At 68.5% G+C, this 21,575-nt stretch carries 25 protein-coding genes; 12 read left to right on the top strand and 13 right to left on the bottom strand.

Annotation, left to right across the window (positions count from 1 at the left end):
• Window positions 1-8: 8 nt before the first annotated feature.
• Window positions 9-356 carry a hypothetical protein gene (locus OG205_RS10725; RefSeq protein ID WP_330276044.1) on the bottom strand — a complete coding sequence of 116 codons (348 nt, stop codon included), beginning with the start codon at window positions 354-356 and terminating at the stop codon, window positions 9-11.
• Between the two features lie 203 nt (window positions 357-559).
• On the opposite strand from OG205_RS10725, the gene OG205_RS10720 reads away from it, so the two are divergent.
• The 3 genes from OG205_RS10720 to OG205_RS10710 are packed head-to-tail and all read left to right on the top strand — an operon-like array spanning window position 560 to window position 3,697.
• The gene (locus OG205_RS10720; RefSeq protein WP_330276043.1) at window positions 560-2,029 is read left to right on the top strand and encodes an NAD(P)/FAD-dependent oxidoreductase; all 1,470 of its coding nucleotides are present in this window, start codon (window positions 560-562) and stop codon (window positions 2,027-2,029) included.
• A complete protein-coding gene (locus tag OG205_RS10715; RefSeq protein ID WP_330276042.1) occupies window positions 2,026-3,072 on the top strand; it encodes a hypothetical protein in 1,047 nt (348 codons plus the stop codon). The genes OG205_RS10720 and OG205_RS10715 overlap by 4 nt, the downstream gene beginning before the upstream one ends.
• Window positions 3,073-3,100: 28 nt before the next feature.
• Entirely contained in the window at window positions 3,101-3,697 is a 597-nt protein-coding gene (locus OG205_RS10710) for a TetR/AcrR family transcriptional regulator (protein ID WP_330278141.1), read from the top strand.
• Here the strand turns inward: OG205_RS10710 and OG205_RS10705 are convergent.
• Window positions 3,691-3,948 carry a hypothetical protein gene (locus tag OG205_RS10705; protein ID WP_330276041.1) on the bottom strand — a complete coding sequence of 86 codons (258 nt, stop codon included), beginning with the start codon at window positions 3,946-3,948 and terminating at the stop codon, window positions 3,691-3,693. The two genes, OG205_RS10710 and OG205_RS10705, sit on opposite strands and share 7 nt — an antisense overlap.
• A 22-nt stretch (window positions 3,949-3,970) precedes the next feature.
• Here OG205_RS10705 and OG205_RS10700 point away from each other — a divergent pair, with 22 nt between their 5' ends.
• The 3 genes from OG205_RS10700 to OG205_RS10690 all read left to right on the top strand — a co-directional run bounded on the left by OG205_RS10700 (window position 3,971) and on the right by OG205_RS10690 (window position 5,854).
• Window positions 3,971-4,297 (top strand): hypothetical protein, encoded by a 327-nt coding sequence (locus tag OG205_RS10700; RefSeq protein ID WP_330276040.1) that lies wholly within the window; start codon window positions 3,971-3,973, stop codon window positions 4,295-4,297.
• A gap of 206 nt (window positions 4,298-4,503) precedes the next feature.
• Window positions 4,504-5,193, top strand: coding sequence for a M15 family metallopeptidase (locus OG205_RS10695; protein WP_442916776.1), 690 nt, complete (start codon window positions 4,504-4,506; stop codon window positions 5,191-5,193).
• Window positions 5,194-5,425: 232 nt separating this feature from the next.
• On the top strand, window positions 5,426-5,854 hold the full coding sequence (locus OG205_RS10690) for a hypothetical protein (protein WP_330276038.1): 429 nt from the start codon (window positions 5,426-5,428) through the stop codon (window positions 5,852-5,854).
• 108 nt (window positions 5,855-5,962) lie between these two features.
• On the opposite strand, the gene pdxY is transcribed toward OG205_RS10690, so the two are convergent.
• The 4 genes from pdxY to OG205_RS10670 form a co-directional block, all read right to left on the bottom strand.
• Entirely contained in the window at window positions 5,963-6,814 is an 852-nt protein-coding gene (gene pdxY, locus OG205_RS10685) for a pyridoxal kinase PdxY (RefSeq protein ID WP_330276037.1), read from the bottom strand.
• Between the two features lie 322 nt (window positions 6,815-7,136).
• Complete coding sequence (locus OG205_RS10680) at window positions 7,137-8,498, bottom strand: endo-1,4-beta-xylanase (protein WP_330276036.1); 1,362 nt, start codon at window positions 8,496-8,498, stop codon at window positions 7,137-7,139.
• Window positions 8,499-9,065: 567 nt separating this feature from the next.
• Window positions 9,066-9,812, bottom strand: a complete 747-nt coding sequence (locus OG205_RS10675; protein WP_330276035.1) for a hypothetical protein — start codon at window positions 9,810-9,812, stop codon at window positions 9,066-9,068.
• Entirely contained in the window at window positions 9,731-10,375 is a 645-nt protein-coding gene (locus tag OG205_RS10670; protein WP_330276034.1) for a hypothetical protein, read from the bottom strand. The genes OG205_RS10675 and OG205_RS10670 overlap by 82 nt, the downstream gene beginning before the upstream one ends.
• A gap of 131 nt (window positions 10,376-10,506) precedes the next feature.
• Here OG205_RS10670 and OG205_RS10665 point away from each other — a divergent pair, with 131 nt between their 5' ends.
• A complete protein-coding gene (locus OG205_RS10665) occupies window positions 10,507-11,706 on the top strand; it encodes an acyltransferase family protein (RefSeq protein ID WP_330276033.1) in 1,200 nt (399 codons plus the stop codon).
• Here the strand turns inward: OG205_RS10665 and OG205_RS10660 are convergent.
• The 3 genes from OG205_RS10660 to OG205_RS10650 are packed head-to-tail and all read right to left on the bottom strand — an operon-like array spanning window position 11,690 to window position 14,240.
• Window positions 11,690-12,169, bottom strand: a complete 480-nt coding sequence (locus OG205_RS10660) for a hypothetical protein (RefSeq protein WP_330276032.1) — start codon at window positions 12,167-12,169, stop codon at window positions 11,690-11,692. The two genes, OG205_RS10665 and OG205_RS10660, sit on opposite strands and share 17 nt — an antisense overlap.
• Window positions 12,166-13,563: a sensor histidine kinase gene (locus OG205_RS10655; RefSeq protein WP_330276031.1), complete on the bottom strand. Its 1,398-nt coding sequence runs from the start codon at window positions 13,561-13,563 to the stop codon at window positions 12,166-12,168. The genes OG205_RS10660 and OG205_RS10655 overlap by 4 nt, the downstream gene beginning before the upstream one ends.
• A 2-nt stretch (window positions 13,564-13,565) precedes the next feature.
• Window positions 13,566-14,240 (bottom strand): response regulator transcription factor, encoded by a 675-nt coding sequence (locus tag OG205_RS10650; RefSeq protein WP_330276030.1) that lies wholly within the window; start codon window positions 14,238-14,240, stop codon window positions 13,566-13,568.
• Window positions 14,241-14,352: 112 nt separating this feature from the next.
• Here OG205_RS10650 and OG205_RS10645 point away from each other — a divergent pair, with 112 nt between their 5' ends.
• The gene (locus OG205_RS10645; protein WP_330276029.1) at window positions 14,353-15,096 is read left to right on the top strand and encodes an SGNH/GDSL hydrolase family protein; all 744 of its coding nucleotides are present in this window, start codon (window positions 14,353-14,355) and stop codon (window positions 15,094-15,096) included.
• A gap of 120 nt (window positions 15,097-15,216) precedes the next feature.
• Here the strand turns inward: OG205_RS10645 and OG205_RS10640 are convergent, their stop codons facing one another.
• Window positions 15,217-15,672, bottom strand: a complete 456-nt coding sequence (locus OG205_RS10640; protein ID WP_330276028.1) for a hypothetical protein — start codon at window positions 15,670-15,672, stop codon at window positions 15,217-15,219.
• 346 nt (window positions 15,673-16,018) lie between these two features.
• Entirely contained in the window at window positions 16,019-16,627 is a 609-nt protein-coding gene (locus OG205_RS10635; protein WP_330276027.1) for a TetR/AcrR family transcriptional regulator, read from the bottom strand.
• A gap of 92 nt (window positions 16,628-16,719) precedes the next feature.
• On the opposite strand from OG205_RS10635, the gene OG205_RS10630 reads away from it, so the two are divergent.
• The 3 genes from OG205_RS10630 to OG205_RS10620 are packed head-to-tail and all read left to right on the top strand — an operon-like array spanning window position 16,720 to window position 19,509.
• A complete protein-coding gene (locus tag OG205_RS10630) occupies window positions 16,720-17,727 on the top strand; it encodes an alcohol dehydrogenase catalytic domain-containing protein (RefSeq protein ID WP_330276026.1) in 1,008 nt (335 codons plus the stop codon).
• Window positions 17,728-17,747: 20 nt separating this feature from the next.
• Complete coding sequence (locus OG205_RS10625; protein WP_330276025.1) at window positions 17,748-18,350, top strand: NADPH-dependent F420 reductase; 603 nt, start codon at window positions 17,748-17,750, stop codon at window positions 18,348-18,350.
• Between the two features lie 43 nt (window positions 18,351-18,393).
• Window positions 18,394-19,509, top strand: coding sequence for an alkene reductase (locus OG205_RS10620; RefSeq protein WP_330276024.1), 1,116 nt, complete (start codon window positions 18,394-18,396; stop codon window positions 19,507-19,509).
• Between the two features lie 242 nt (window positions 19,510-19,751).
• On the opposite strand, the gene OG205_RS10615 is transcribed toward OG205_RS10620, so the two are convergent.
• Window positions 19,752-20,141 carry an HPF/RaiA family ribosome-associated protein gene (locus OG205_RS10615; protein ID WP_330276023.1) on the bottom strand — a complete coding sequence of 130 codons (390 nt, stop codon included), beginning with the start codon at window positions 20,139-20,141 and terminating at the stop codon, window positions 19,752-19,754.
• Between the two features lie 241 nt (window positions 20,142-20,382).
• The gene (locus OG205_RS10610) at window positions 20,383-20,847 is read right to left on the bottom strand and encodes a hypothetical protein (RefSeq protein ID WP_330276022.1); all 465 of its coding nucleotides are present in this window, start codon (window positions 20,845-20,847) and stop codon (window positions 20,383-20,385) included.
• Window positions 20,848-21,053: 206 nt separating this feature from the next.
• Here OG205_RS10610 and OG205_RS10605 point away from each other — a divergent pair, with 206 nt between their 5' ends.
• The gene (locus OG205_RS10605; protein WP_330276021.1) at window positions 21,054-21,257 is read left to right on the top strand and encodes a hypothetical protein; all 204 of its coding nucleotides are present in this window, start codon (window positions 21,054-21,056) and stop codon (window positions 21,255-21,257) included.
• The last annotated feature ends 318 nt before the right edge of the window (window positions 21,258-21,575 follow it).

Here is a 21,575-nt window from a genome sequence, read left to right as displayed (position 1 = left end):
ACCGCAGATCAGGCGTCGAGGCCGGGCAGGTGGTAGCCGGTGTGGTCGTCCCACTCGATCTCGTAGTCGTCGAGGGTGAAGGTCCAGTCCGCGTCCGACACCGCGCTGCGCAGCGCGGTGATCGCGGCCAGCCAGTGCACCAGCGACGGGACGGCCCGGTCATCCGCGGAGGGCAGCTTGGTCGACCCGTCGAGCACCGTTCCCGGCTCCAGCTGGTCGTAGAGGTACAGCCCCTCTTCTTCCAGGGAGAACGGCGCGTTCGCGTTGGAGGTGTCGACGACCTGGCCGACCGCCGTTAGCTCGGCGTCGGTCAGCGGGGTCGCGCGGCGAGCCGTGTAGTAAAGGGAAACGCCCACGCGGGCCACCCTAGCGCGCTCCGCACAGGACAGGTGTGAAACGACAGATCCGCGCGCACAGTACGAGCGGCACTACAACGGGCACCGCGCCCACCGATCACCGACGGTCGCGGACAAGCTGTAGCCCGTAAGCCGGATTGACGCCACCCCTTGTCATTCATACATTCGAGTCCTGAGTGTATGAATGACGAGGGGTGGTCCGCGTGACGTTGGGCAGAACCGCCGTCGTACTGGGTGGCAGCACCGCTGGTCTGTGCGCAGCCGGGGCGCTCGCCCCCTACTTCGAGCAGGTGGTGGTGCTGGAACGGGACGAACTCCCGGCCGCCGCGGAGCATCGGCGTGGCGTGCCGCAGAGCAAGCACCCGCACTTCCTGCTGAACTCGGGACGGCGCGCGATCGGGGCGCTGTTCCCCGGATTCGAGGACGCGCTCATCGCCGCGGGCGGGTTGCACCTGATGCCGTCTCTGGACGCCGCCTACCTCGACGGGGAGGGCTGGTCGGCGCGCAAGCGCGGGGCGATGACGATGATCTACGGGTCGCGGATCCTGATCGAACGCGTGTTGCGCGACGCGGTTCGAGTTCTGCCCAACACGACCATTCGCGAGGGTGTCTCGGTGCACGGCCTCACCACGCGGGATGGTGCGGTCACCGGGGTCGGCCTGTCCACGTCCGCCGGCGAGGAGCACCTCGACGCCGACCTCGTGGTGGACGCGATGGGGCGCGGGTCTTCGGTCGGCGGCTGGCTCGTGGCCGCCGGATGGCCCGAGCCCGAGGAGCGCACGCTCGACGCCAAGGTCACCTACACCTCGCGTTGGTACGAGCTGCCCTCACCGGCCGAGCGACCGGCGTCGTGGTGGTGGCAGCACCTGGTGATCATGCCCACCCCGGACAAGGGGGAGCACCCCGCCGAGCACGAGTTCCTGGTGAACTTCTTTCCCGTCGAGGGGAACCGCGTCATCGCCTGCATGGGCTCGTGGGGCATCGACATGCCCCGCACCACCGAGGCGTTCGTCGAGTCGGCGCGCCGGGTGCGGACGCCGTTGTTCGCGGCCGCGATGGATCGGTGTTCACCCACCTCGGAGGTGCACCTGACCCGGTCGACGGGCAACAAGTGGCGGCGCTACGACCGCTTGAGCACACCTGGTCTGGTGTTCGTCGGCGACTCGATCTGCGCGTTCAACCCGTTCTACGCACAGGGAATCAGTTCCGCGGCGATGTCCGCGCTGTTGCTGCGCGAGCACCTGTCTCGCGCGCAACGCCTCGACGCGGAGTTCTACACCAGGTTCCTCGTGGCGCAACGCAAATCGCTCACCGTGCCCTGGTCGCTGGCCATGGCGAGGGACCAGGGCTACGAGTGCGCGGTGGGCACCGAGAAGGTGCCGGAGTGGTGGCGTCGCGTTCTCGCGGCCATGTCCGGCCCGGCTTTCAGCCTCATCGTCGGTGCGGCGCGTGAGTACGAGGTGGTCGACGAGCACTTCGCGAAGGTGTTCAACATGGACGAGTCGCTGGGCGAGATGATGCGGAACCCGAGGGTGATCGCGGCGCTCGTGCGCTACCGGATCCGGACGGCGCTGGGACGGCAGCGGATTCCCTTCGGGTTCGATCCCCAGGCGGAGCCGCCGGCCACGGACTACTCGCCGAACGGTGCCGCGGCAACGGTTGCCGCGCGATGAGCGCCGTGTGCGGGCCGGAGGCGGAAGCCGTCGCCCGCGGCCTCGGCTTCGACTGCCACGACGTGTCACCCGTGGTCTCGGTGCGGTTTCCGTGGGATCTCGCGCACTGGACGATGCCGCTGCTCGAGCTGCTCATCATCGGCGGCGCCGTTTTCGCTCTGGTGCACGCGTTGCGCCGCTACCGCCACGGCGATCCGATCAACCTGGCGCTGTGGTGGACGTCGCTGGTGTACCTCGCGGTGATCGAACCACCGCTGTACTTCCCGGAGTGGTTCGGACTCAACGAGATCTACGGTTTCATCTTCGCCCACAACCAGTTCACCGTGCAGTTCATGTGGGACAGGTTGCCGCTCTACATCATCGCGTTCTACCCGGTGATCAGTCAGCTCGCCTACGAGCTGGTGCGGTCGCTCGGGATCTTCCGGCGTCGCGGCGCACTCGTGGGGTCGGTCGCCGTCGCCTTCGCCTGCCAGGTGTTCTACGAGGTGTTCGACCACATCGGACCACAGCTGAAGTGGTGGGCGTGGAACCCGGACAACCACATCGTCAACCACCCCTCGCTGGCAGCGGTGCCGATGACGAGCATGCTGCTGTTCGCGTCCGTTTCGTTGGGGGCCATGACTTATCTGGTCGTGCGCCTGGCTGGCGAGCGCCGTGGGCGGTCGTTGGTGCCGCGCGTTCTGCTCGCCGGCGTCCTCACGCCACCGACCATGGCGATCGCGGGCATTCCGTCGAGCTTCTTCAGCGGCAACGCCACCGCCCAGGCCTGGGTTCTCGGCGTCGAGCTGGCCCTGGTGTGGCTGGCCGGTGGCTGGATCGTCCTGTCGCAGCTGAGGTCGCCGGGGCCTGGTGAACCGCTGTCGGACTTCGTCCGGATCTACCCGGCCGTCTACCTGGGCGGGATGGCGGTGTTCTGGATCAGCGCTCTTCCTGACGGCCCACCGATCACAGGCGCGCTCTACGCGCTCGCCTGTTTCATCGGGGCCGGCCTGTTGCTCGCGGCGCTGCGTCGCGTGCACCGGAAAGCACCTTCCACCGTCTGAGCCAACGCTCTCGTGGATGATGGTGCGCATGGGTTACCACGGCTGGCAGGGCAACCCGCCCGGCACCGAGGACGAGGCACGCCGCCGGATCGTCAAGGCGGCGATGGCTTGTGTGGACCGCGTCGGGCTCGCCAAGACCAGCATGTCCGTGGTCGCCGCCGAGGCGGGCGTGACGCGGCAGACCGTCTACCGCTACTTCCCACGCCTCGCGGACATCCTCAGCGCCGTAGCGCTGGCAGGCGTCGAGGACTTCGCCGCGCGGATGGCACGGCACCTCGCCTCGTTCGGCAGCCCGGCCGAGGTGGCCGTGGAGTCCGTGGTGTTCGGCGTCCTGGAGGTCCCGCGGGAGCCGTACCTGGGCCTGCTCCTGCAGGCAGGCGAATCCGACTTCTTCACCGTCGCGGTGACCTCCCCCGAGTCCTTCGCACTCGGCGCGCGCATCCTCCGCGACGTGCCAGTGGACTGGGCCGGTGCCGGGATCGCCACCGACGACGAGCTCCAGGGGCTCGCCGAGATCCTGATGCGGCTCTTCCTGTCGTTCCTGCAGCATCCCTCGACGCCGGCGCTCACCGACGACCAGCTGCGGGCTCTGGTCCGCCGGTGGATCGGGCCCGCTCTTCAGTAGCCGCTGTGGTCGCAAACGGATCTTGAATGCTCTTGGGGCCTACTCGTCCAGCGCAGGTGCTCGGCGATCCGGTCGAACTCGGCCGCCATCTCCGGCGACGCGAGGAAGTCGTCCAAGCGCGCGGAGACCTCGTAGTCCACCGCCTCCAGCGACCGGATCGCCAGCTGCACGACGAACTCGGGGTCGCGGTCGGCGAGGAAGCTCGCCCAGTGGTCCAGGGCCTCCAGTGCCCACAACACCTGCGGGTCCATGTCGCCGTCGGACAGCGTGCCCTTGGTCGATCGTGTCCAGCCACGCGCGCAGCTGATCGGGAGTGCTGCCCGGCGGGTCCGTGCGCGCCTGCTCGAACGCCTGCTGGGCCTCGTCGTCGAACTCGGCTCCTGCCGCGTCCGCGAGGTCGTCGCCCGTGGTCAGCCTGACTACGGTCTCCGCGCCGAACCGGTGACGCTTCTCGTCGTGGGCGGCCGTGACCAGTTCGCGGACAGCCTGCTCCACCTCGTTGTAGTGCACGGCGTCATCCAACCAGCCCGGCCCCGGTGCATCCCGGTTCCCGCGCGACCGGACGTTTTGGGGAGGGTCGAAACGTTTCAGCGAAGTTGACGTTGTTCGCACACCGCTGGCAGTGTCGATCCCGAGGGCGTCTTCGCGCGGCTGGGGGTGAACGGCCGGAAACAGTCCACTGACGATCGCTGTCGATGAGCTGCTTCTCCTACGTGGCCCGGCAGGTGGATCCCGCACGAACACCGTGGGTTGCTCGAACCACGGCGAATCCCACTCTGTCGTAGCAGAGATCGAGAGGAAGTATTTTGAGGTTGAGAACCAGAGTCTTCGCGCTCATCACGTTCACTCTGTCCGCGGTCTTGGTCGGTACCGCGCCGGCGCCCGCCGCCCCTGCCCAGACCGTGGAACTCGCCGCGCCGGCCGGCAGCGGCCTCCCGCCCTACGTCGCCGTCATCAAGCCGGTCACCGCGAAGCGGCTCGCTTCCAGCTGGCGCGAAGGCTGCCCCGTCGGGCCCGATCAGCTGCGGCTGATCAGCCTGAACTTCGTCGGCTTCGACGGTGCGGTGCACCGCGGCGAACTGGTCGTCAACGCCGATCTCGCCGTCGAGGTCGCCCGCGTCTTCGCCGACCTGTACTTCGGTCGGTTCCCCATCCAGCGGATGGAGACCATCGAGAAGTACGACTCCGACGACGACGCGTCGATGGCGGCGAACAACACCTCGGCGTTCAACTGCCGGGCGATCACCGGCGGCACCGCCTGGTCCAACCACTCCTATGGACGGGCCATCGACATCAACACCGTGCAGAACCCCTACATCTCCCGCAGCGGCACCGTTTACCCGCCCAACGGCGCGCCCTACGTCGATCGCACCCAGAACGTGCCCGGCATGATCCACGCCGGCGACGCCACCGAGCAGGCGTTCACCACACGCGGCTGGACCTGGGGCGGCTTCTGGGACACTCCGATCGACTACCAGCACTTCGAGAAGCCCTGACGCCAGCCCGAGAAGCCGTCGGCGCGTTCTGTCGCACCAAGTAAACGCGAACAGCGCCTGGGATCGCCACCGGATGGAGTGGCGGCGATCCCAGGCGCCACGACGGCGTCCAGGACCGGTCCTCGGGGTGTAGCGGCCTGGAGGCTAGAAGGATCATCGTGTCGGACCAGGTGAGTGTTAGTGTTCTCGAACGGTTTGACCTGCGGCGCAGTGTCTCTTGGGGGGATTGACCATGGTGGACATGTGGATGTTGTCCGTTGCCGCCGCACTCATCGGTTCCGTGGAGGAGTCGGATTCCGCAGCTCTGACGCAGCTGGAGAAAGCGGTCCGCGCGGTGCCCGGCCTGGGCGATGCGCTGGATGCGGCTCGCGCGGAGAACGAGTCCGACACGATCCACCTCGCGGAGGAACTGGCGAACGGCCTCAAGGCCGCCTATGACGATGGTGGCACTTTCTCCATCCTGCTCGACGCTCTCTGGCCCGAGGTGCTGTTCGGTCCCACGACGACGAGGGTGCGCAACGTCTACACCGGCAACGTCTACGGCAGCCTGGTCCAACTGGGTGTTGTCGGTTCGATCAACCTCCCAGGTCCACAGAGTCCGGCCCGGTCACGATTCTCATTCTTTGGCTCGGGGCGGCGCGCCAAAAAGCACCGCCCGTGACCAACCGATCAACCCCAGGCATCTGAGTTCATGCTGGTCCTCGCAGATCGCGTGGGACTGCAAGAAGTTCGCGGGTAGTCCTGCGTCGCGATCGCGCGCGACTCGGGCTCAACGCACCTGCTCGGCCTTGAACTGCATCCGCGGCGTCGCGTAGAACTCCTGGGCCTGCACCAGCCGCAGCTCGCGCTCACCGGAGCGGTGGGTCAGGTCGATCAGGTCGAAGACGCTCGACGCGGTGCGTTCCAGCGCCAGTGCCGCGTCGTTGGTCTGGACGTAGTGGGCGGTGAACAGCGCGGCCGTGACGTCGCCGGACCCGTTCGCCTTGAACGGCAGGTGCGGGGTGCTCACGAGCCACGACCCGGCGGTGTCCACGACGAGCATCTCGATCGTGCCCTCCTCCCGGTCAGGCCGCTCGACGCTCGTGACCAGGACGGTCGACGGGCCCATCGCGCGGGCGAGGTCGGCCGAGGCCAGCGTCTCCTCGACGCTCGCCGGCTCGGTGCCGGTGAGGAAGCCCAGCTCGAACTGGTTCGGGGTGATGATGTCGGCCACCGGCACGACCCTGTCGCGCAAGAGCACGGGGATCTCGGGCGCGACGAAGCAGCCGGACTTGGCGTTGCCCATCACCGGGTCGCACGCGTAGAGCGCCGCCGGGTTCGCGGCCTTCACCCTGCGCACCGCGTCGATGATCACATCGGCGATGCCCGTGCCGCCCTGGTAGCCGGACAGCACGGCGTCGACCTGCGGGAACACCCCGCGTTCCTCCACCCCGAGCAGGATCTCGGCCACGTCCGACGGCGGCAGGAGCGGACCGCGCCACGCGCCGTACCCGGTGTGGTTGGAGAAGTTCACTGTGGGGATCGGGATGACCTCGACCCCGAGGCGCTGCAGCGGGAACACGGCGGCGGAGTTGCCGACGTGGCCGTGGGCGACGACCGACTGGATGGACAGAACCTTCATCCGCCCAGCCTAGAACGGACACCTCGACGTCGTGGTACCGCCGGACCAGGTTGGTGATCATCGGCCTGGTGATTGTTCCGACCAGACAACCCCTGGACTGCGTGCGCTGATCGGAGTGGAGCCGACGACATCAGTACCGAGCTGGCGTGTTTCGCTCTGTTGCTCGTCTCGCCAGCTCGAGCGGTAGGTGCAGTGAGTAGAACCGTTCGAACAGGTACATCAACTCACCTGGCGCGGCTGGATCGTGTTTCGGGGACAGCCCCGCAGCGGACTTCTCGGCCGATCCGCGGGGCCGGCCCCTCTGGTTGTGTGGTGCGGGATGTCAGCTCGCGGTGCAGGACGGGTTGAGTCCCGCTCCGCTTCCGGTGCCCTGGAAACCGAACTCGGTGGACTGGCCGGCGCCCACGGCACCGTTGAAGTCCACATTGGTCCAGTTCACGGTTCCGCTGTTGCCACTGCGGTTGGCGTTCCACGAGCTGGTGACGGTGCCGGACGACAGGGTCGTCGTGATCTGCCAGCCGCGCAGCGCGGAGGAACCCGCGGTGACCTTGACCGTGGCGACGAACCCGTTGTCCCACGAGTTCAGTGACACCGACGCGGTGCAGCCGCCGGGAATCGGGTCATTGGTCGTGGTGGTGGTCGTGGGGCCGGGGCCAGGACCGCCCGCGTTCAGCGCGTTCAGAACCGAGTTGTAGGCGGCCTTCTTGTTGCCGCTGCCGTCGAACAGCAGCGGGGTGCCGTAGGCGCGCCACGAGTCGGTGTCGCGGATGCCCCACACGGTGATGCCGGCGCACCGCGTCACGGCGAGACAGGCGCGCGTCACGCGGTCGTAGTTGGACGCCTGCGAGCTGCCGGAGCCCTCGATGTCCAGCTCGGTGATCTGCACGTCGACGCCGAGGTTGGCGAAGTTCTGCAGGTTCGTCTGGTAGTTGGACGGGACCGGGCTCTGGGCGTTGAAGTGGGACTGGAAGCCGACGCAGTCGATCGGGACACCGCGGGCCTTGAAGTCCTGCACCATCCGGTAGACGCCCTGGGTCTTGGCGTGCGACCAGTCGTCGGTGTTGTAGTCGTTGTAACAGAGCTTCGCGCCGGGATCCGCCGCCCGGGCCGCGCGGAACGCCGCCTCGATCCAGTCGTTGCCGGTGCGCTGGAGGTTCGAGTCACGGCGTGCGCCGCTGCTGCCGTCGGCGAAGGCCTCGTTCACCACGTCCCAGGCGTAGATCTTGCCGCGGTAGTAGGTCGCGACCTGCGTGACGTGGTTCAGCATCGCGTTGCGCAGCGAGGAGCCGGACATGCTCTGCATCCAGCCGGGCTGTTGCGAGTGCCACGCCAATGCGTGCCCGCGCACCCGCTTGCCCTGGTTGCGCGCGTGGTTCAGGATCCGGTCGGCGTTGCCGTAGCTGAACCGTCCCTGCTGCGGTTCGGTCGCGTCCATCTTCATCTCGTTCTCGGCCGTGACCATGTCGAACTCGCGGTTCAGGATCCCGATGTAGGTCGAGTCGTTCATCCTGCCTGCCGCGATGGCAGTGCCGAAGTAGCGGCCGGACTGCGCGGCGGCGGCCCCCAGAGTGGTCGCCGCGTTCGCGGGGGTGTTGGCGGCGAGCATCAACGACGCGCCGAGTGCCGCCGCCGCGACTGTCGAAACGATCGCGACAGGTGACACTGACCTCGATGTCAGTTTCATCTTCCACACTTTCGAAAATCGCCCGGGAATGCCGGACGTGACGGGTAGGACCAACGGAACGCACGAGACGAGAACCGGTGCGGCGGTGCCGGTTGTTTCGGTGTGCGCCGAATCGCGAAGGTTGTCGCCCCGCCGTCAGCCATGGCGTTGTGGCGAGCGGGCGTCGGTGCCGGAACGTCTTCGGCGCCGACTGCTGGTGTTCACTGCCGTCTCCTTCGCTCTCGTGGCGATGGGGGTCGTGAAGGGCTGCCGTGCAGGAGTCTCGCAGCTTCATGTTCGCGCTCACAAGAAGGCGTTGACTATTTCCCTTCGAAATTGAGCTGAACGGCCTACGGGAACAAGGGAGCGCTCCCAATTCGCACATCGAAGCGGCAGAGCGTCTTGTTCAGACGGTTCGCCGAAGTGATATTGCTAAAGTTAGCGCTAACATTTTAGCGTTGATTCTTGGCGGTTCCGTGGTTACGTTGGCCTCTGCCTGACCGCTTTCCCGTGGAGCTGGAGATGAGCAAGTCCGGCGTGCACGAGCCGGACCGAGCGCTCGTGCAGTCCTGAGATCACCGCCCAGCCTCACCGGAACTTCTCGGGCGGTACCGTCGTGCCGCGGAACCAGGCCGCGAAGAACGCGGTGAGATCCTGGCCGCTGATCTGCTGGGCGAGCTGCTCGAACCGCGGCCACGACACGAAACTGTGCTTGTTCTGTTGCGCCCACTGCCTGAGCAGGCGGTCGAACGACCGGTCGCCGATCTGCCGCTTCAGCGCGTGCAGTGCCAGCGGGCCCCGGTCGTACATCCGGAACCCCGGACTCTCGCCCGCCTGGTACAGCGGTTCCCGCCAGTACTCCGGGTCCGACCTCTTCTCGTCGATGATCGCCCGGTAGCGCGCGTCGAGATCGACGCCGTTCTTGGCCTGTTCCCACATCCAGGTGCTGTGCGACGCGAAGCACTCCGACAGGCAGGCGTCCTCCGGCAGCCGGGTGCCTGCCGAGACCCCGTACCACTGGTGTGCGTGCTCGTGGACCACTTGGAGCAGGTCCATGAAGCCGCTGCGCGCACCGAGGTACACCGGCATGGACTGAGGTGAGGTGCCCGGTCCGTCGTCATTCACCTGGACGAAGACGTTGCCGGTGGAGTCGAACGGGTAGGGGCCGTAGCGGCCGGTGAGGAAGTCCATGACCTCCGGGAGCCGGTCCGCCAGCGGTTTCGTCTTCTCCCGCAGTCCCGGTGCGTAGGCGTTCACCACTGGAATGCCGTTGGGGAGCGTGGATCGCTCGAGGGTGAAGCGGTCGACGGACACGGCGATGTTGGCCGGTGCCACGGCTTGTTCGGTCCAGCGGACCGTGTTCGGCCCCGGCCCCTGCCGCTCCTGGCCGACCGCGACGACGTGCCAGCTTCCGGTGCGGTCGCGGTCAGGTGGAAGTCGGCCTGGTCCTGGCGGGCGCCGACGGGGAACCAGGCGTTGGAGGAACCCTGGAACGCCGTGGCTCCACCGGATTCCGTCCTCAGCCACCCGCCCCCGGGGTGGCCCGCGTAGTCGACGCGGACGCGGAACAGACGGCCTCGCGGGATCCGCGTGGCCGGTGCGATGATGAGGTCGCCCGCCTCGTGGGTGAACGACCGCGCCGGGACGCCGTCGACCGTGACCGCGGAGACCACCGGGCCGTCGAGGTGCAGCGTGAGATCCGTCAACCCCGCCAACGCTTTCGCGGTGATCAACGCCGTGCCGCGCAGCACGTCCTCGTCCGGGCGGTAGTCGATCGTCAGGTCGTGGGCGGTGATGTCGACCGGTTCGTCGACGTGCTGGGACGCGGCGGCCGTGCCCACGAGCGGGGCCAGCAGTCCCATCACCGCGATGGTCGCGAATGTTCGAACGGTGTGCATGGCGCCGACCTTGTCGATGCGAGGTCGGGATCCCGCCCCGGACGTGTCGCGGTTCTGTCGCGAACGTCCTGCGACGTGACTGCGACACGACGTCGACGGGATGTGGATCTCGAAGCCGCACAGTCGGCATCATGACCGGACTTCAACCCGCCAGGACCGCACCGGCGACCTGGCGCGGCGCCCATGTGTCCTCATTGGACGGACTGCGCGGCGTCGCGGTGCTCGGTGTCCTGCTGTTCCACGCGGACCTGCTCCCCGGCGGTTTCCTGGGCGTGGACCTGTTCTTCGCGCTGTCCGGCTACCTGATCACCGACCTGCTGCTGCGCGAGGTGGCGGCGACGGGAACCGTGTCGCTCACCGCGTTCTGGGGCCGGCGGATCCGTCGGCTTTTCCCCGCGCTGGCAACGGTTCTGGTCGTGGTGGCCGTCGTGGTGTGGGCGGTCGCACCGGATGACGTCGTGCGCACGACGCTCGACGACGGACCGTGGGTGCAGGCCAACCTGCAGAACTGGCATCTGCTGGCGGAGTCGGCGAGCTACTGGGACCGGTTCGGCGGTGGTCGAGTGTTCGGGCACCTGTGGAGCATCGCCGTCGAAGAGCAGTTCTACCTGCTGTGGCCGGTCGTCGTGCTGTTGCTCGCGCGGCGGTCGCGACATCCCGCTCGTCAGGTGGCGATGACCGCGGCAGTGGTCTCGCTCGCTTCGCTGGTGTTGATGATCGCGTTGTTCGCCGCGGCCGATCCCACCCGCGTCTACACGGGCACGGACACGAGGGCGTTCTCCCTGTTGCTGGGCGCGGTGGTGGCCACACGTCCGGTGCGGGAGGCGCTGGGCCGGGCGGTACGACGCTGGGCCGGGGGAGTGCTGGTGGCACTGGTGGCCTCGATCGGTGTGATCTGGGGCCTGGCGGACGGCACGGGTTCGTCGTGGCTGTACACCGGCGGCCTGTTCGCGCACTCGCTGGCGTCCGCGCTGTTGATCGGTCTGTGTGCGCGGACACCCGAGTCCCTGGTGTCGCGGGCGTTGTCGTGGCGGCCGCTGCGGTGGTTCGGGGAGATCTCCTACAGCCTCTACCTCTGGCACTGGCCGGTGTTCGTGGTGCTGACGGCGACGAGCGGCTGGGCGTGGACCGCGCTCGCCTTCAGCGTGTCGATCGTCCTCGCGGCGTTGACCAGGTACCTGGTCGAGGATCCGATCCGGTTTCGTGCGGGCTGGGCCGCGGGACGTCGCGGGCTCGTCGTGTTCGTGGTGGTCATGGCCGGACTGGCGCTGCTGTGGGTGGTGCTGCCCGCTCCGCCGGCACCCGCGATCGACATCAGCCGCCTGGGGTGATCAAGGGACAGGTTCGCTCCACTTCGGACTCCGGTGCGGGCTGCGTGAAACCGACCTGCACCTTCATCGTGCGCGCACCGCCGCTCTGCACATGCACACCCAGCGCCGTGCACACGATCTGGTCGATGCCCACCGGTGTCACGTCCTGTGCGGTCAGCGGGAGCCGCAAGCGGATGACGTCCGGGGTGGTGGTGACGACCACCCGCGTGACCGGGGTGGCCGCGATCTCCGTGCGCAGGTCCGAGTCACCGGGTCCGGTGAGCAGCAGACCGAGCGCTTCGGAGATCGAGCCGAGGCGGGAGGTCTGACGCAGTTGCGGCTCGACCTGGCCGCGCGCGTTCACGAGGTACAGCGTGACCCCGGGAGCTACACCGGTCGGCGGTTCGCCGCCATCGGCGACACCAGACGGCCTGACACCGCACCCCACGAGCAGCAGCACCACCGCGAACCAGACCCGCCTCACTCCCGCTCCTCTCTCGGCAACCGCACCACGAAACTGGCGCCGCCACCGGAGCGGTTGGCCACGCTGATCTCGCCGCCGTGCAGCCGTGCGTTCTCCAACGCGATCGCCAGACCCAGCCCGCTGCCCGGCGTGCGCGTGCGCGCCGCATCGGCTTTGTAGAACCTGTCGAACACGTGCGGCAGCACGGCATCCGGCAGACCCGGCCCGCGGTCGGTCACCTCGATCACCACCTGCTCGTTCACCTCCGACACCTCGACGCGCACGGGCGGGGCGCCGTGGCGCAGGGCGTTGCCCACCAGGTTGGCCACCACGACGTCGAGCCTGCGCCGATCCAGACGTGCGGGGAGCTCGGCAGGGGTCTTCAGCTCCACTTGGCCGAGCCAGCGCCGTGCCCGCAGGCAGTCCCGCACCGCGACGGCGACGTCCAGGTCCTCCCTGCGCGGTTCGACCGTGCCGGCGTCGAACCGCGACACCTCCATCAGGTCCTCGACCAGTCGCACCAGCCGTTTCGTCTCGATGATCGCGAGTTCGGCGGACTCCCTGGCGTCCGCCTCCATCCCGTCCGCGGACATCGCCAGCACCTCCACCACCGCGGTCAGGGTGCTCAGCGGCGTGCGCAGTTCGTGCGACACGTCGGCCGCGAACCTGCGTGCGTCGGCCTGCATGCGCTGCATCGCCGCCATCGTCGTCTGCACGGACTCCGCCATCTCGTTGACGGTCACGGTCAGATCGGCGAGCTCGTCCACCCCCTGCGGCTGAGAGCGCGCTCCCATGTCTCCCGACGCGAGCCGGCGGGCGGTGTCGCGCAGTACCCGCACCGGACGCAGCACGCTCCCGGCGGCCAGCAGGGCCAGCACCACCGCGAGTGGCAACGCCAGCGCGGCGGTGAGCACCGCGGTCCTGGTCATGCCGCCGATCTCCTGGTCCACGGCGGCGAGGTCGCGCGCCGTGTAGACCTCGATCCCCGACGGCGTGCTCGTCCCGTCCGGGGCTGTGATCACGACCGGCGTGCCCACGAGCAGCCAGGACGTCCCCTCCGCGGTGATCCGCTGGGTGACGAGCCGGTTCCGGGTTCGCACGGCGGTGCGCAGTTCCGGGGTGACCCGGTCAGGTCCGTCCGCCGATGCCAGGCCCTGATACGTCACCGCGGTGTTCGGGCCGACCGCCGCGCGCAGCCGTTCCAGCGCCTCCTGGTCCGGCGGGTAGGTGAGGCCGGGCGCCACCGCGGTGATCTGACCGGTGATGGTCTCGGTGAGCCGCTGTTCGGCCGAGGTGACGAGCGCGGCGCTGGCCGAGCCCGCGCTCGACCACGCCGCCGCTCCGGCACCGAACACCGTCACCAGCACGAACGCGACCAGCAGCCGGGATCGCAGTCCCCGCGGCCACCAGCGCACCCTCACACCGGCCCGAACCGGTAGCCGAACCCGCGGACGGTCTGCACGTAGCGCGGCGCGGCGGGGTCCGTCTCGATCTTCGCGCGCAACCGCTGGACGCAGTTGTCGACGAGCCGGGAGTCGCCCAGGTAGTCGTGTTCCCACACCTCCCGCAGCAACTGCTCGCGGCTGAACACCCGCCCCGGCGCCCGCGACACGGTCAACAGGAACCGCATCTCGGTCGCCGTCAACGACACCGGCCTGCCGCGCGCCGTCACCGTGAGCCCCGTGGTGTCGATGCGCAGCTCGTCGTGCACCCGCACGTCGCCGGAAGCGATCGCGGTACGACGCAGGACCGCCCTGATCCGCGCGTCGAGGACCGTGGGCTGGGCGGGCTTCACCACGTAGTCGTCCGCGCCCGCCGCCAGCCCGCCGACGACGTCGAAGTCGTCACCTCGCGCCGTGAGCATGATGACCGGGACGTCGCCGCCCGCCCGAATCTGCCTGCACACCTCGAAACCGTCGATGCCGGGCAGCATCAGGTCGAGCACCACCAGGTCCGGTGTGGACGATCGGAACTCCTGGAGCCCTTCCTCGCCAGTGCACGTGGTCCGCACGCCGTGACCCAGCCGGTTCAACGCGAGCTCCATGCCCCGTCTCACCAGCGGATCGTCCTCGATGAGCAGAATCGACGCCACCCGTCCAGTATGGACAAGATGCCGCGACCCGCAGGCGACGAGCAACGCCTTGCGACACAAACGCGACACAGCCGTGGAGGCATCGCGACGAGGTGCCTGCACGGTAGAGCTCATGACCAAGTCACGACTCGCTGTTCTCGGCCTGACCTCCCTCCTCCTGACCGCGACGGCCTGCGCGGCCGGCACGGACGCGACGACGGTTCCGGTCGGTCCGAAGCTCTCCAAGGTCCTCTTCGCGGGCGACTCCATCGCGGTGGGTGAGGCGTTGCCGCTGAGCGCCGCGTTCAAGGCCGGTGGCGTCGACTTCCAGTCCATCGCGGCCGAAGGCGGCGGCAACGTCGTCGGACCGGCCGCGGAGGAGAACTGGCCCGCGATCTCCGCCCAGATCACCTCGGCGAAGGCCGATGTGGTGATCTACCAGCTCACCACCTATGACTGGGGCACCGAGCAGGAACAGCGCACCGGCTACCAGAACCTGCTCGACGTGACGACCCGCGCGGGTTCGAAGCTCGTCCTCGTCACCGCGCCGCCGATCCGGCCCGACGACTTCTACCTGCCGCACATGGCGGACCTCGACCGAACACCGGCCGTCGCCCGCGCGGTCGCACAAACCGCACCGGACAACGCCACCTTCCTGGACGCGAGCTCTGCATGGGGCACCACCTATCAGCAGACCAGGGACGGCAAGGCCGACCGCAGCGCCGACGGCATCCACACCTGCCCGCAGGGGGCGGCGCGCTTCACGAACTGGCTGCTCGGCGAGCTCGCGAAGCGACCGGGCGGCTTCACCCCGGCGGACCCCGGTTCGTGGGCCAACACCGGGTGGTCCGCCGACAGGCACTTCCAGGGTTGCTGATCGGGCTCGACGAGGACGAGCTGAACGGCGCCGGCTGATCCCGCAGGTCCGCGAGACGGAGCCCTCGGGTCGGTCCGCCACCACAGCTGCCGACCGCCGCCGGGACGTGCGGCTGCCGGTTCAGTGTGGCGGCTCGACGCCGTCGGTCCGTTCGAGGTCGGAGATCCACAGGGCAAGTGCCGCCCGTGCATCGCGCAGGGTGCGTGCCGGCTCGCCGAGTCCGCGCAACGCCAGCCGCCGCTGTTCGAGCCTGGGGCTCCGGAACTTCGGGAAGGCGAGCTTGAGGCACGTGTCGATCATCTGGGCGTGGTAGTGCAGAAGCTGAGTCACCCGGAACTCCAGCGACGCGCGGTCGGCGTCGCCGATGAGGTCCAGAGCCCACCCGTGCAGCCGGCAGTAGTCGGACGCGACCGGCCCGCCTCGGCGGGCCACCTGTGTCGGGACGTCACCAGGCTGCGCGCAGGCGTCGATGATCTGCTCGGCGGCGGGCTGGAGTGCGACCGCACGAGTGGCCACCTCCAGCAGCGACCGCAGCGCGACCAGACGCGCGCCGGCTGAATACTTCGCAGCTGCCACGGTCGCGCCTCGCCGTGGGCGTCGTCCCGGAATCCGCATGTGATCCACCAGCCTCGATGAGCCAGCCCGGAAGCATCCAGTATGAACCGCCACGAGGCGCGTCGCGAGGTGCGGAAGTATGGATGGCTTCCGGCTGGTTCGGAGGTCGCGCTGGTGTTCTCGCTCGGCAGCCGTCTGTACACGTTGCCGCCGACCTCGGAACGCGGGCGGAGTCCCTGCGCGCGGATGAACGCCCACTGCGAACGGAACATCGGCAGCATCCGGCGCGAGATTCTCGACCGCGTTCTCATCATCGGAGAAGCCCACGCCCGCCAAGTCCTTGCCGTCTACCGGCTGTCACGTCACCTCAGTCGAGGGCGTGCTCGCGGCCGGCTCGCAGGATCTCGTCGGACAGCGATGGCTGGACGTGGTGCACCGCGCGGGCGAGCATCATCGTCCCGACCAGCTCGCCGAGCAGGCGGATGGCCCTGCGGCGGGCCTGGTCCGGGTCGGGCGTCTGCCCCTTCGCCTCGGCGTCGCGCAGGAACTCGGCGGTGAAGCCGGCGAAGTAGCCCTCGACGCCCTCGGCGTACGCGCGTTGCACCGCTTCGCTCTGCCGCCCGGCATCAGTGACCAGGGCGCTGGAGGGACAGCCGCCGTCCTCGGCATCCCGGTGGGCGGCGGAGAGATATCGGGCGACGACCCGCTCCAGTGGGGAGCCGGCCTCGTCATGACCGTCCTCGATCTCCTGTGCCAGTACCCCGAGTGACGCGGCGAACGACGTGCCGCACACCTCCACGGCCAGGTCGTTCTTGGACGCGAAGTGGTTGTAGAAGCCGCCGTGGGTCAGGCCCGCCTCCTTCATGAGCTCGGCGATGCCGACCGCGTCGATGCCCTGTGAGCGGAACATCCGGCCTGCGGCGTCGACGATGTTCTGCCGGTTGCGGACTTTGTCTTCCTTGGTGATCCGCGGCATGGCCGGCTCCCCAGCTCTTGACTGTTTCAATGATGGACCTCATCATAACAGCGGCTTACGATGACGAGCATCATCATTGCCGGGGAGGGTCCATGCGCACCATCACCTACGAACAGCAGGGACACGCCGCACAAGTGCTGCGCCTGCAGGAGCGGCCGGCACCGGCGGCACCCGCCGCCGGGCAGGTGCTGGTGCGGGTACTGGCCCGGCCGATCCACCTGGGTGACCTGGCCGGCGTGGAGGGCTTTCCGGGTCTGCCGCGGAAGCGGTTCGCCACGCCGCAGGTACCTGGTCTGGAGGGGACGGGAGTCGTCGAGGTGGTCGGTGAGGGCGTGCCGGGACTGGAGGCCGGCCGGCGCGTGGCGTTCTTCCCGGTACCGGGTGCCTGGAGCGAGCTCGTCACGGTCCCCGCCGAACTGGTCGTGCCCGTGCCCGAGGCGGTCAGTGCGGAGACAGCGGCAGTGCTGCTGGTCAACCCGATCACGCTGCTGACCTTGCTGCGGGCGGTCGAGGACGCTCGGAAAGGTCAGCCTGGACCGGTCGTCCAGACGGCCGCCGGTTCGTCGATCGGCAAGCTCGTCAGCGCGGCCGCGCTGCGGCACGGCTTCCCGCTGGTCAACCTGGTCCGCAGCGCCGCAGGGGCGCGGGAGTTGCAGCAACGCTTTCCCGGACTGCCGGCGATCTCGACCAGCGACGCGGACTGGCGCACCCGTGTGCGGGACGCGGTCGGCGGCAGCGGGGCACAGGTCGTCCTCGACGCGGTGGGTGGATCACTCACCGGTGAACTGGCCGTGCTGCTGGCTGACGGCGGCACGCTGATCTCCTACGGGGCCCTCGGTTCCGGGAGCACCTCGCTGGAGTCGCTGGCGCTGGCCCCGCGAGAACTGACGGTGCGAGGCGTGTCGGTGGGCCGATGGCTGACCCGCACACCTGCGGAGCGGGCCGAGGACGTCGCCTTCGCCATCAGCCTGGCAGAGATCTCCCCGGAGCTGTTCGAGATCGCCGGTCGCTACGACCTGGCCGACTTCGCCGAGGCCGTCGACCACGTCCGCCGCCCCGGCAAGAGCGGCACCGTACTGCTCACCGGTCCCGCCTCCTGAACCCGACGAAGGACATCTCCATGAAGATCGGTTCCATCGGCGCCGGGAACGTCGCCCAGGCCATCGCCCGGCACGCGGCGGGCCAGGGTCATCAGGTCGTGCTGAGCAACAGCCGCGGCCCCGACTCGTTGACCGCCCTCGCGGAACGACTCGGGCCGCACGTCACCGCCGGTACGCGCGAGGAGGCGGCCTCGGCGGAGCTCGTCGTGCTCGCGGTGGGCTGGCTCCAGGTGCCGGACGCGGTGGCCGGACTGCCGTCGTTCGGCGGACGCATCGTCATCGACACCACCAACCAGTTCCTCTCCCCGCCTCCGCGCGCCGAGATCGCCGACCTCGGCCCGCTGACCGGCAGCGAGCACGTCGCCTCACTGCTGCCGGATGCCCGCGTGGTGAAGGCGTTCAACAGCCTCTACGGCCAGTACATCGCCGCCGATCCGCGTCATGACGCCGGACGCCAGGTGCTGTTCCTGGCCGGTGACGACGCCGACGCCAAGACCACGGTCATCGAGCTGACCACGAGTTTCGGGTTCGCTCCCGTCGACCTGGGCCCGCTGCGCGAAGGCGGACGCCTCATGCAACTCGGCGGCCCGCTCTCGGGGCTCCACGTCCTCAAGCAGGACTGAACAAGGACCCTGCCCACCGTCGTTCCCGACAAGGAAGATCCTGATGACCAGCCAGCTGCGCACCTCCACCGCCCAGCCCCTGCTGAGGCCGGTCCGCCTCGGCGCGCTCGAACTGCCCAACCGCGTGATCATGGCCCCGATGACCAGGGCCCGCGCCCACAACGCCGACCTGGCTCCCACCGACCTGCACGCCACCTACTACGCGCAGCGCGCGGGTGCCGGCGTGATCATCACCGAGGGCACCTGGGTCAACACCGACGCGATCGGCTTCATCGACGTCCCCGGCATCTACACCGAGGAACAGACCACAGGCTGGAGGAAGGTGACCGACGCCGTTCACCGAGCGGGCGGGCGGATCATCTCCCAGCTGGGCCATCTCGGCGCGATGTCCCACCCCGACCACCTCGGCGGACACCTGCCCGCGGGCCCGTCCGCGATCAACCCCGCCGAGCAGTCCTTCACCCCGGCCGGACCGAAGGACACCGTGACCCCGCGAGCGTTCACCGCCGCCGAGATCGCCGGCACCATCGGCGCCTACCGCCAGGCCGCCGAGAACGCCCGTCGCGCCGGTTTCGACGGCCTGGAGATCCACGCCCAGGGCCCGCACCTGATTCCCCAGTTCCTCAACCCCCGCCTCAACCAGCGCACCGACGCCTACGGCGGCAGCAGCGAGAAGCGAGCACGGTTCCTGCTGGACGTCCTGGACGCCGTGAGCGACGTGTGGGGCAGCGACCGCGTCGGCGTGAAGCTCTCTCCGCACTGGACCAGCGGAACCGCGTTCACCGGGGACGAGGACACGCTCGCCGACTACGACCGGCTGCTCACCAGGCTCAACGACAACGACCTCGCCTACCTCCACCTCGTGGGCTCACCCGGCACGACAGAGGAACGCGTCAGCCAGTTCGCCCGCTTCCGCGCCCACTACCAGGGCAACGTGATCGCCAACCTCGGCTTCACCCAGACCCTGGCCAACGAGGTCCTGGACCAGGAGATCGTCGACGCCGTCTCCTTCGGTGCCCCCTTCATCGCCAACCCCGACCTGGTCGAACGGTTCGCCAACGGGCACCCGCTGGCCGAGAGCGACCGCACCACCTACTACGGCGGTCACGCCGAGGGCTACACGGACTACCCCACCTTCACTCCCGGCGACCGGTCCTGAGCACTCACCTCCGGCTCGTCAAGCGTTGCTGGCGAAGTGGTAGCACTCGCCGGGGTTCGTCACCGGGCCCAGCTGTAGACGATCGAGCCGGCGGAGGACGCGCCGGCGTCCTCGGCCTTCGCCCCGATGGTGCCGTAGGACCGTGCCGCTCGCGCGGACTTCGGTTCCGCGCGAGCGGCTCTGGCCGGGGTACACCCGATCCGAGGTTCGGTCGATGAGGCCTACGGCGCCATGTCGCCTTGTCAGGCCCGAGGCTCGTCCTCGATCACGCCGACCTGCTCCAGGTCTTCCGGAGCGGGCATGTGACGGATGCTGTCACTGCCCTTGTGGTCGTGGGCGCGGGAGTATCGGGAATCCAGCACCCTTCCCAACTTGGTCGCCGCCCCGGCGTAGGCGTCGTCCACGGTGGTCGCGTGGTGGGTGACCGCGACCGGCTGCTTGCCTCCCGGCCGTGCCTCGATGACGCACTTCTTGTCCTCCGGCTTGCCGCCCCCGTCCTCACTGAGGTGCACTTCCACGCGGGTCAACCATCCGCTGAACCGGGACAGGCTGCTTTCCAGGTCGGTGGTCACATAGGTGGCGAGTCGTTCGCCACCGTGGATGTTGTGGTCGGTGTTGACCTGGATCTGCATGAGCACCCTCCGGAACGAGACAGAAATGGTCTTGGTCGATACCACGGGAGCGGCCGGTTCAAACGCGGCGGCGTGCGGCGCGTGGGGTGCCTGGACTCAGCATCAGGGTGTTGAGCTGCGGTGATCATGCATCGTGGCGTTGCTCGGCCTGCCCTGGCAGAACACGTGTTACAGCCCGGAAGTGGACCGCGTCGAGGGGCTGTTCGAGATCCACGACAGGACACCCGAGGTGCGGCGACAATCATTTGCGGTAGCGGATCCCGGCGTAGGCGAGCACGCCTCCAGCGAAGACGAGAGCGAAGCCGACCGACTGGCGCTGGTTCGCGGCCAACCCCGCGTCGTACTGCTCCTCGGTGAGCTCACGGACGACAACATCGTCCTTCCGTTCCTGGTACTTCCCGTTCTCCTGCTCGAAACTGCCCGTGTTGGCGTCGGTCAGCAGCGGGTACGCGAAGAGGAAAACCCCGCCGAAGAACGCGATCACCGCCACTGCGACCGCCCACGCCGGCAGTGTCGGGTTCTCGAAGTTGTACGCGCCTCTTGCGAACACCAGCGTCGCCACCATGAGCGCCATGGAGATCACCACCAGCACGAGGTTCGCCGACCGCGGCAGCAACGCACTGCCGGTCAAGAACCCGAACGCGATGACGACGGCATCGAGGAAGATCACCACGAGTGAGGCCCACTGCAACGGCACCATTCTCATGCCTCAGCACAGTAAGACCATCAGGCCGTTCGCCGGGTGGCAATCACGAACCGGATCTTCACGGCTTGGTTCTCAACATCACTATTGTTTCAGTGTTGATCGAAAACAATCCGCCGGCTCGCGAGACCGAGGTGCAGCCTGCTCTACCTGAGACAGGGAAGCCTGGGGTATCGGCGGGACCGGCGAACGCAACTAACTTCCTTGGTATGAACAAGGAACTGAACTCCTCGCCCATCCGCAACCGGGCCCTGCTCGCGGTGATCCTGGTCGGCAGCCTCGTCGCCAACGTCACCGCTCAGGCGTTCGGCCTGAGTCTCTTCATCAGCGCCGCGTTCGGGATGGTCGCCATCGCCAGCGGTGTCGCGCTCTTCTCCGCCTACCGCAGGAACCGCGGAGTTCCGCGGAGCTGAGGGCGGGGTGGTCCTTGAGCTGCCTCCTGGACGTCACCCCGAGCCGGTGGAAGATCATGCGCAGGTGCGCGGCCCTGGTAGGGACGCAGCGGAGCTTCCGCCAGACACTCCACGGCTTCTGGGTAGTCGTCCTCGGCTCCCGTGACGAGGCCTCGGGAGTACGCAGCCACCCCTCGGCCCAGTGCGGTTCCCGCCGCGTCCGTGCGTTCGGTCAACGACGCCGGCGCCTCCTGTGCCACAACGGGTTCGCGGCACCTGACGGCGGCCGGAGATTTCCTTCTTGAGAAGAACGGGCTGAGCGACGACTCGGTGTACGGA

The sequence above is a fragment of the Lentzea sp. NBC_00516 genome (assembly GCF_036346835.1).
GTDB lineage: Bacteria > Actinomycetota > Actinomycetes > Mycobacteriales > Pseudonocardiaceae > Lentzea > Lentzea sokolovensis.
The sequence above is the reverse complement of the archived record's forward strand: the minus strand, read 5'-3'. Positions and strand labels throughout refer to the sequence as shown.

What these genes read in the sequence shown, in the direction of transcription:
- OG205_RS10715 (WP_330276042.1), top strand. Translation starts at nt 2,026, where the DNA reads ATGAGCGCCGTGTGCGGGCCGGAGGCGGAAGCCGTCGCCCGCGGCCTC.
- OG205_RS10710 (WP_330278141.1), top strand. Translation starts at nt 3,101, where the DNA reads ATGGGTTACCACGGCTGGCAGGGCAACCCGCCCGGCACCGAGGACGAG.
- OG205_RS10705 (WP_330276041.1), bottom strand. Translation starts at nt 3,948, where the DNA reads ATGGACCCGCAGGTGTTGTGGGCACTGGAGGCCCTGGACCACTGGGCG.
- OG205_RS10690 (WP_330276038.1), top strand. Translation starts at nt 5,426, where the DNA reads ATGGTGGACATGTGGATGTTGTCCGTTGCCGCCGCACTCATCGGTTCC.
- pdxY (WP_330276037.1), bottom strand. Translation starts at nt 6,814, where the DNA reads ATGAAGGTTCTGTCCATCCAGTCGGTCGTCGCCCACGGCCACGTCGGC.
- OG205_RS10680 (WP_330276036.1), bottom strand. Translation starts at nt 8,498, where the DNA reads ATGAAACTGACATCGAGGTCAGTGTCACCTGTCGCGATCGTTTCGACA.
- OG205_RS10670 (WP_330276034.1), bottom strand. Translation starts at nt 10,375, where the DNA reads ATGCACACCGTTCGAACATTCGCGACCATCGCGGTGATGGGACTGCTG.
- OG205_RS10665 (WP_330276033.1), top strand. Translation starts at nt 10,507, where the DNA reads ATGACCGGACTTCAACCCGCCAGGACCGCACCGGCGACCTGGCGCGGC.
- OG205_RS10645 (WP_330276029.1), top strand. Translation starts at nt 14,353, where the DNA reads ATGACCAAGTCACGACTCGCTGTTCTCGGCCTGACCTCCCTCCTCCTG.
- OG205_RS10635 (WP_330276027.1), bottom strand. Translation starts at nt 16,627, where the DNA reads ATGCCGCGGATCACCAAGGAAGACAAAGTCCGCAACCGGCAGAACATC.
- OG205_RS10630 (WP_330276026.1), top strand. Translation starts at nt 16,720, where the DNA reads ATGCGCACCATCACCTACGAACAGCAGGGACACGCCGCACAAGTGCTG.
- OG205_RS10625 (WP_330276025.1), top strand. Translation starts at nt 17,748, where the DNA reads ATGAAGATCGGTTCCATCGGCGCCGGGAACGTCGCCCAGGCCATCGCC.
- OG205_RS10620 (WP_330276024.1), top strand. Translation starts at nt 18,394, where the DNA reads ATGACCAGCCAGCTGCGCACCTCCACCGCCCAGCCCCTGCTGAGGCCG.
- OG205_RS10615 (WP_330276023.1), bottom strand. Translation starts at nt 20,141, where the DNA reads ATGCAGATCCAGGTCAACACCGACCACAACATCCACGGTGGCGAACGA.
- OG205_RS10610 (WP_330276022.1), bottom strand. Translation starts at nt 20,847, where the DNA reads ATGAGAATGGTGCCGTTGCAGTGGGCCTCACTCGTGGTGATCTTCCTC.
- OG205_RS10605 (WP_330276021.1), top strand. Translation starts at nt 21,054, where the DNA reads ATGAACAAGGAACTGAACTCCTCGCCCATCCGCAACCGGGCCCTGCTC.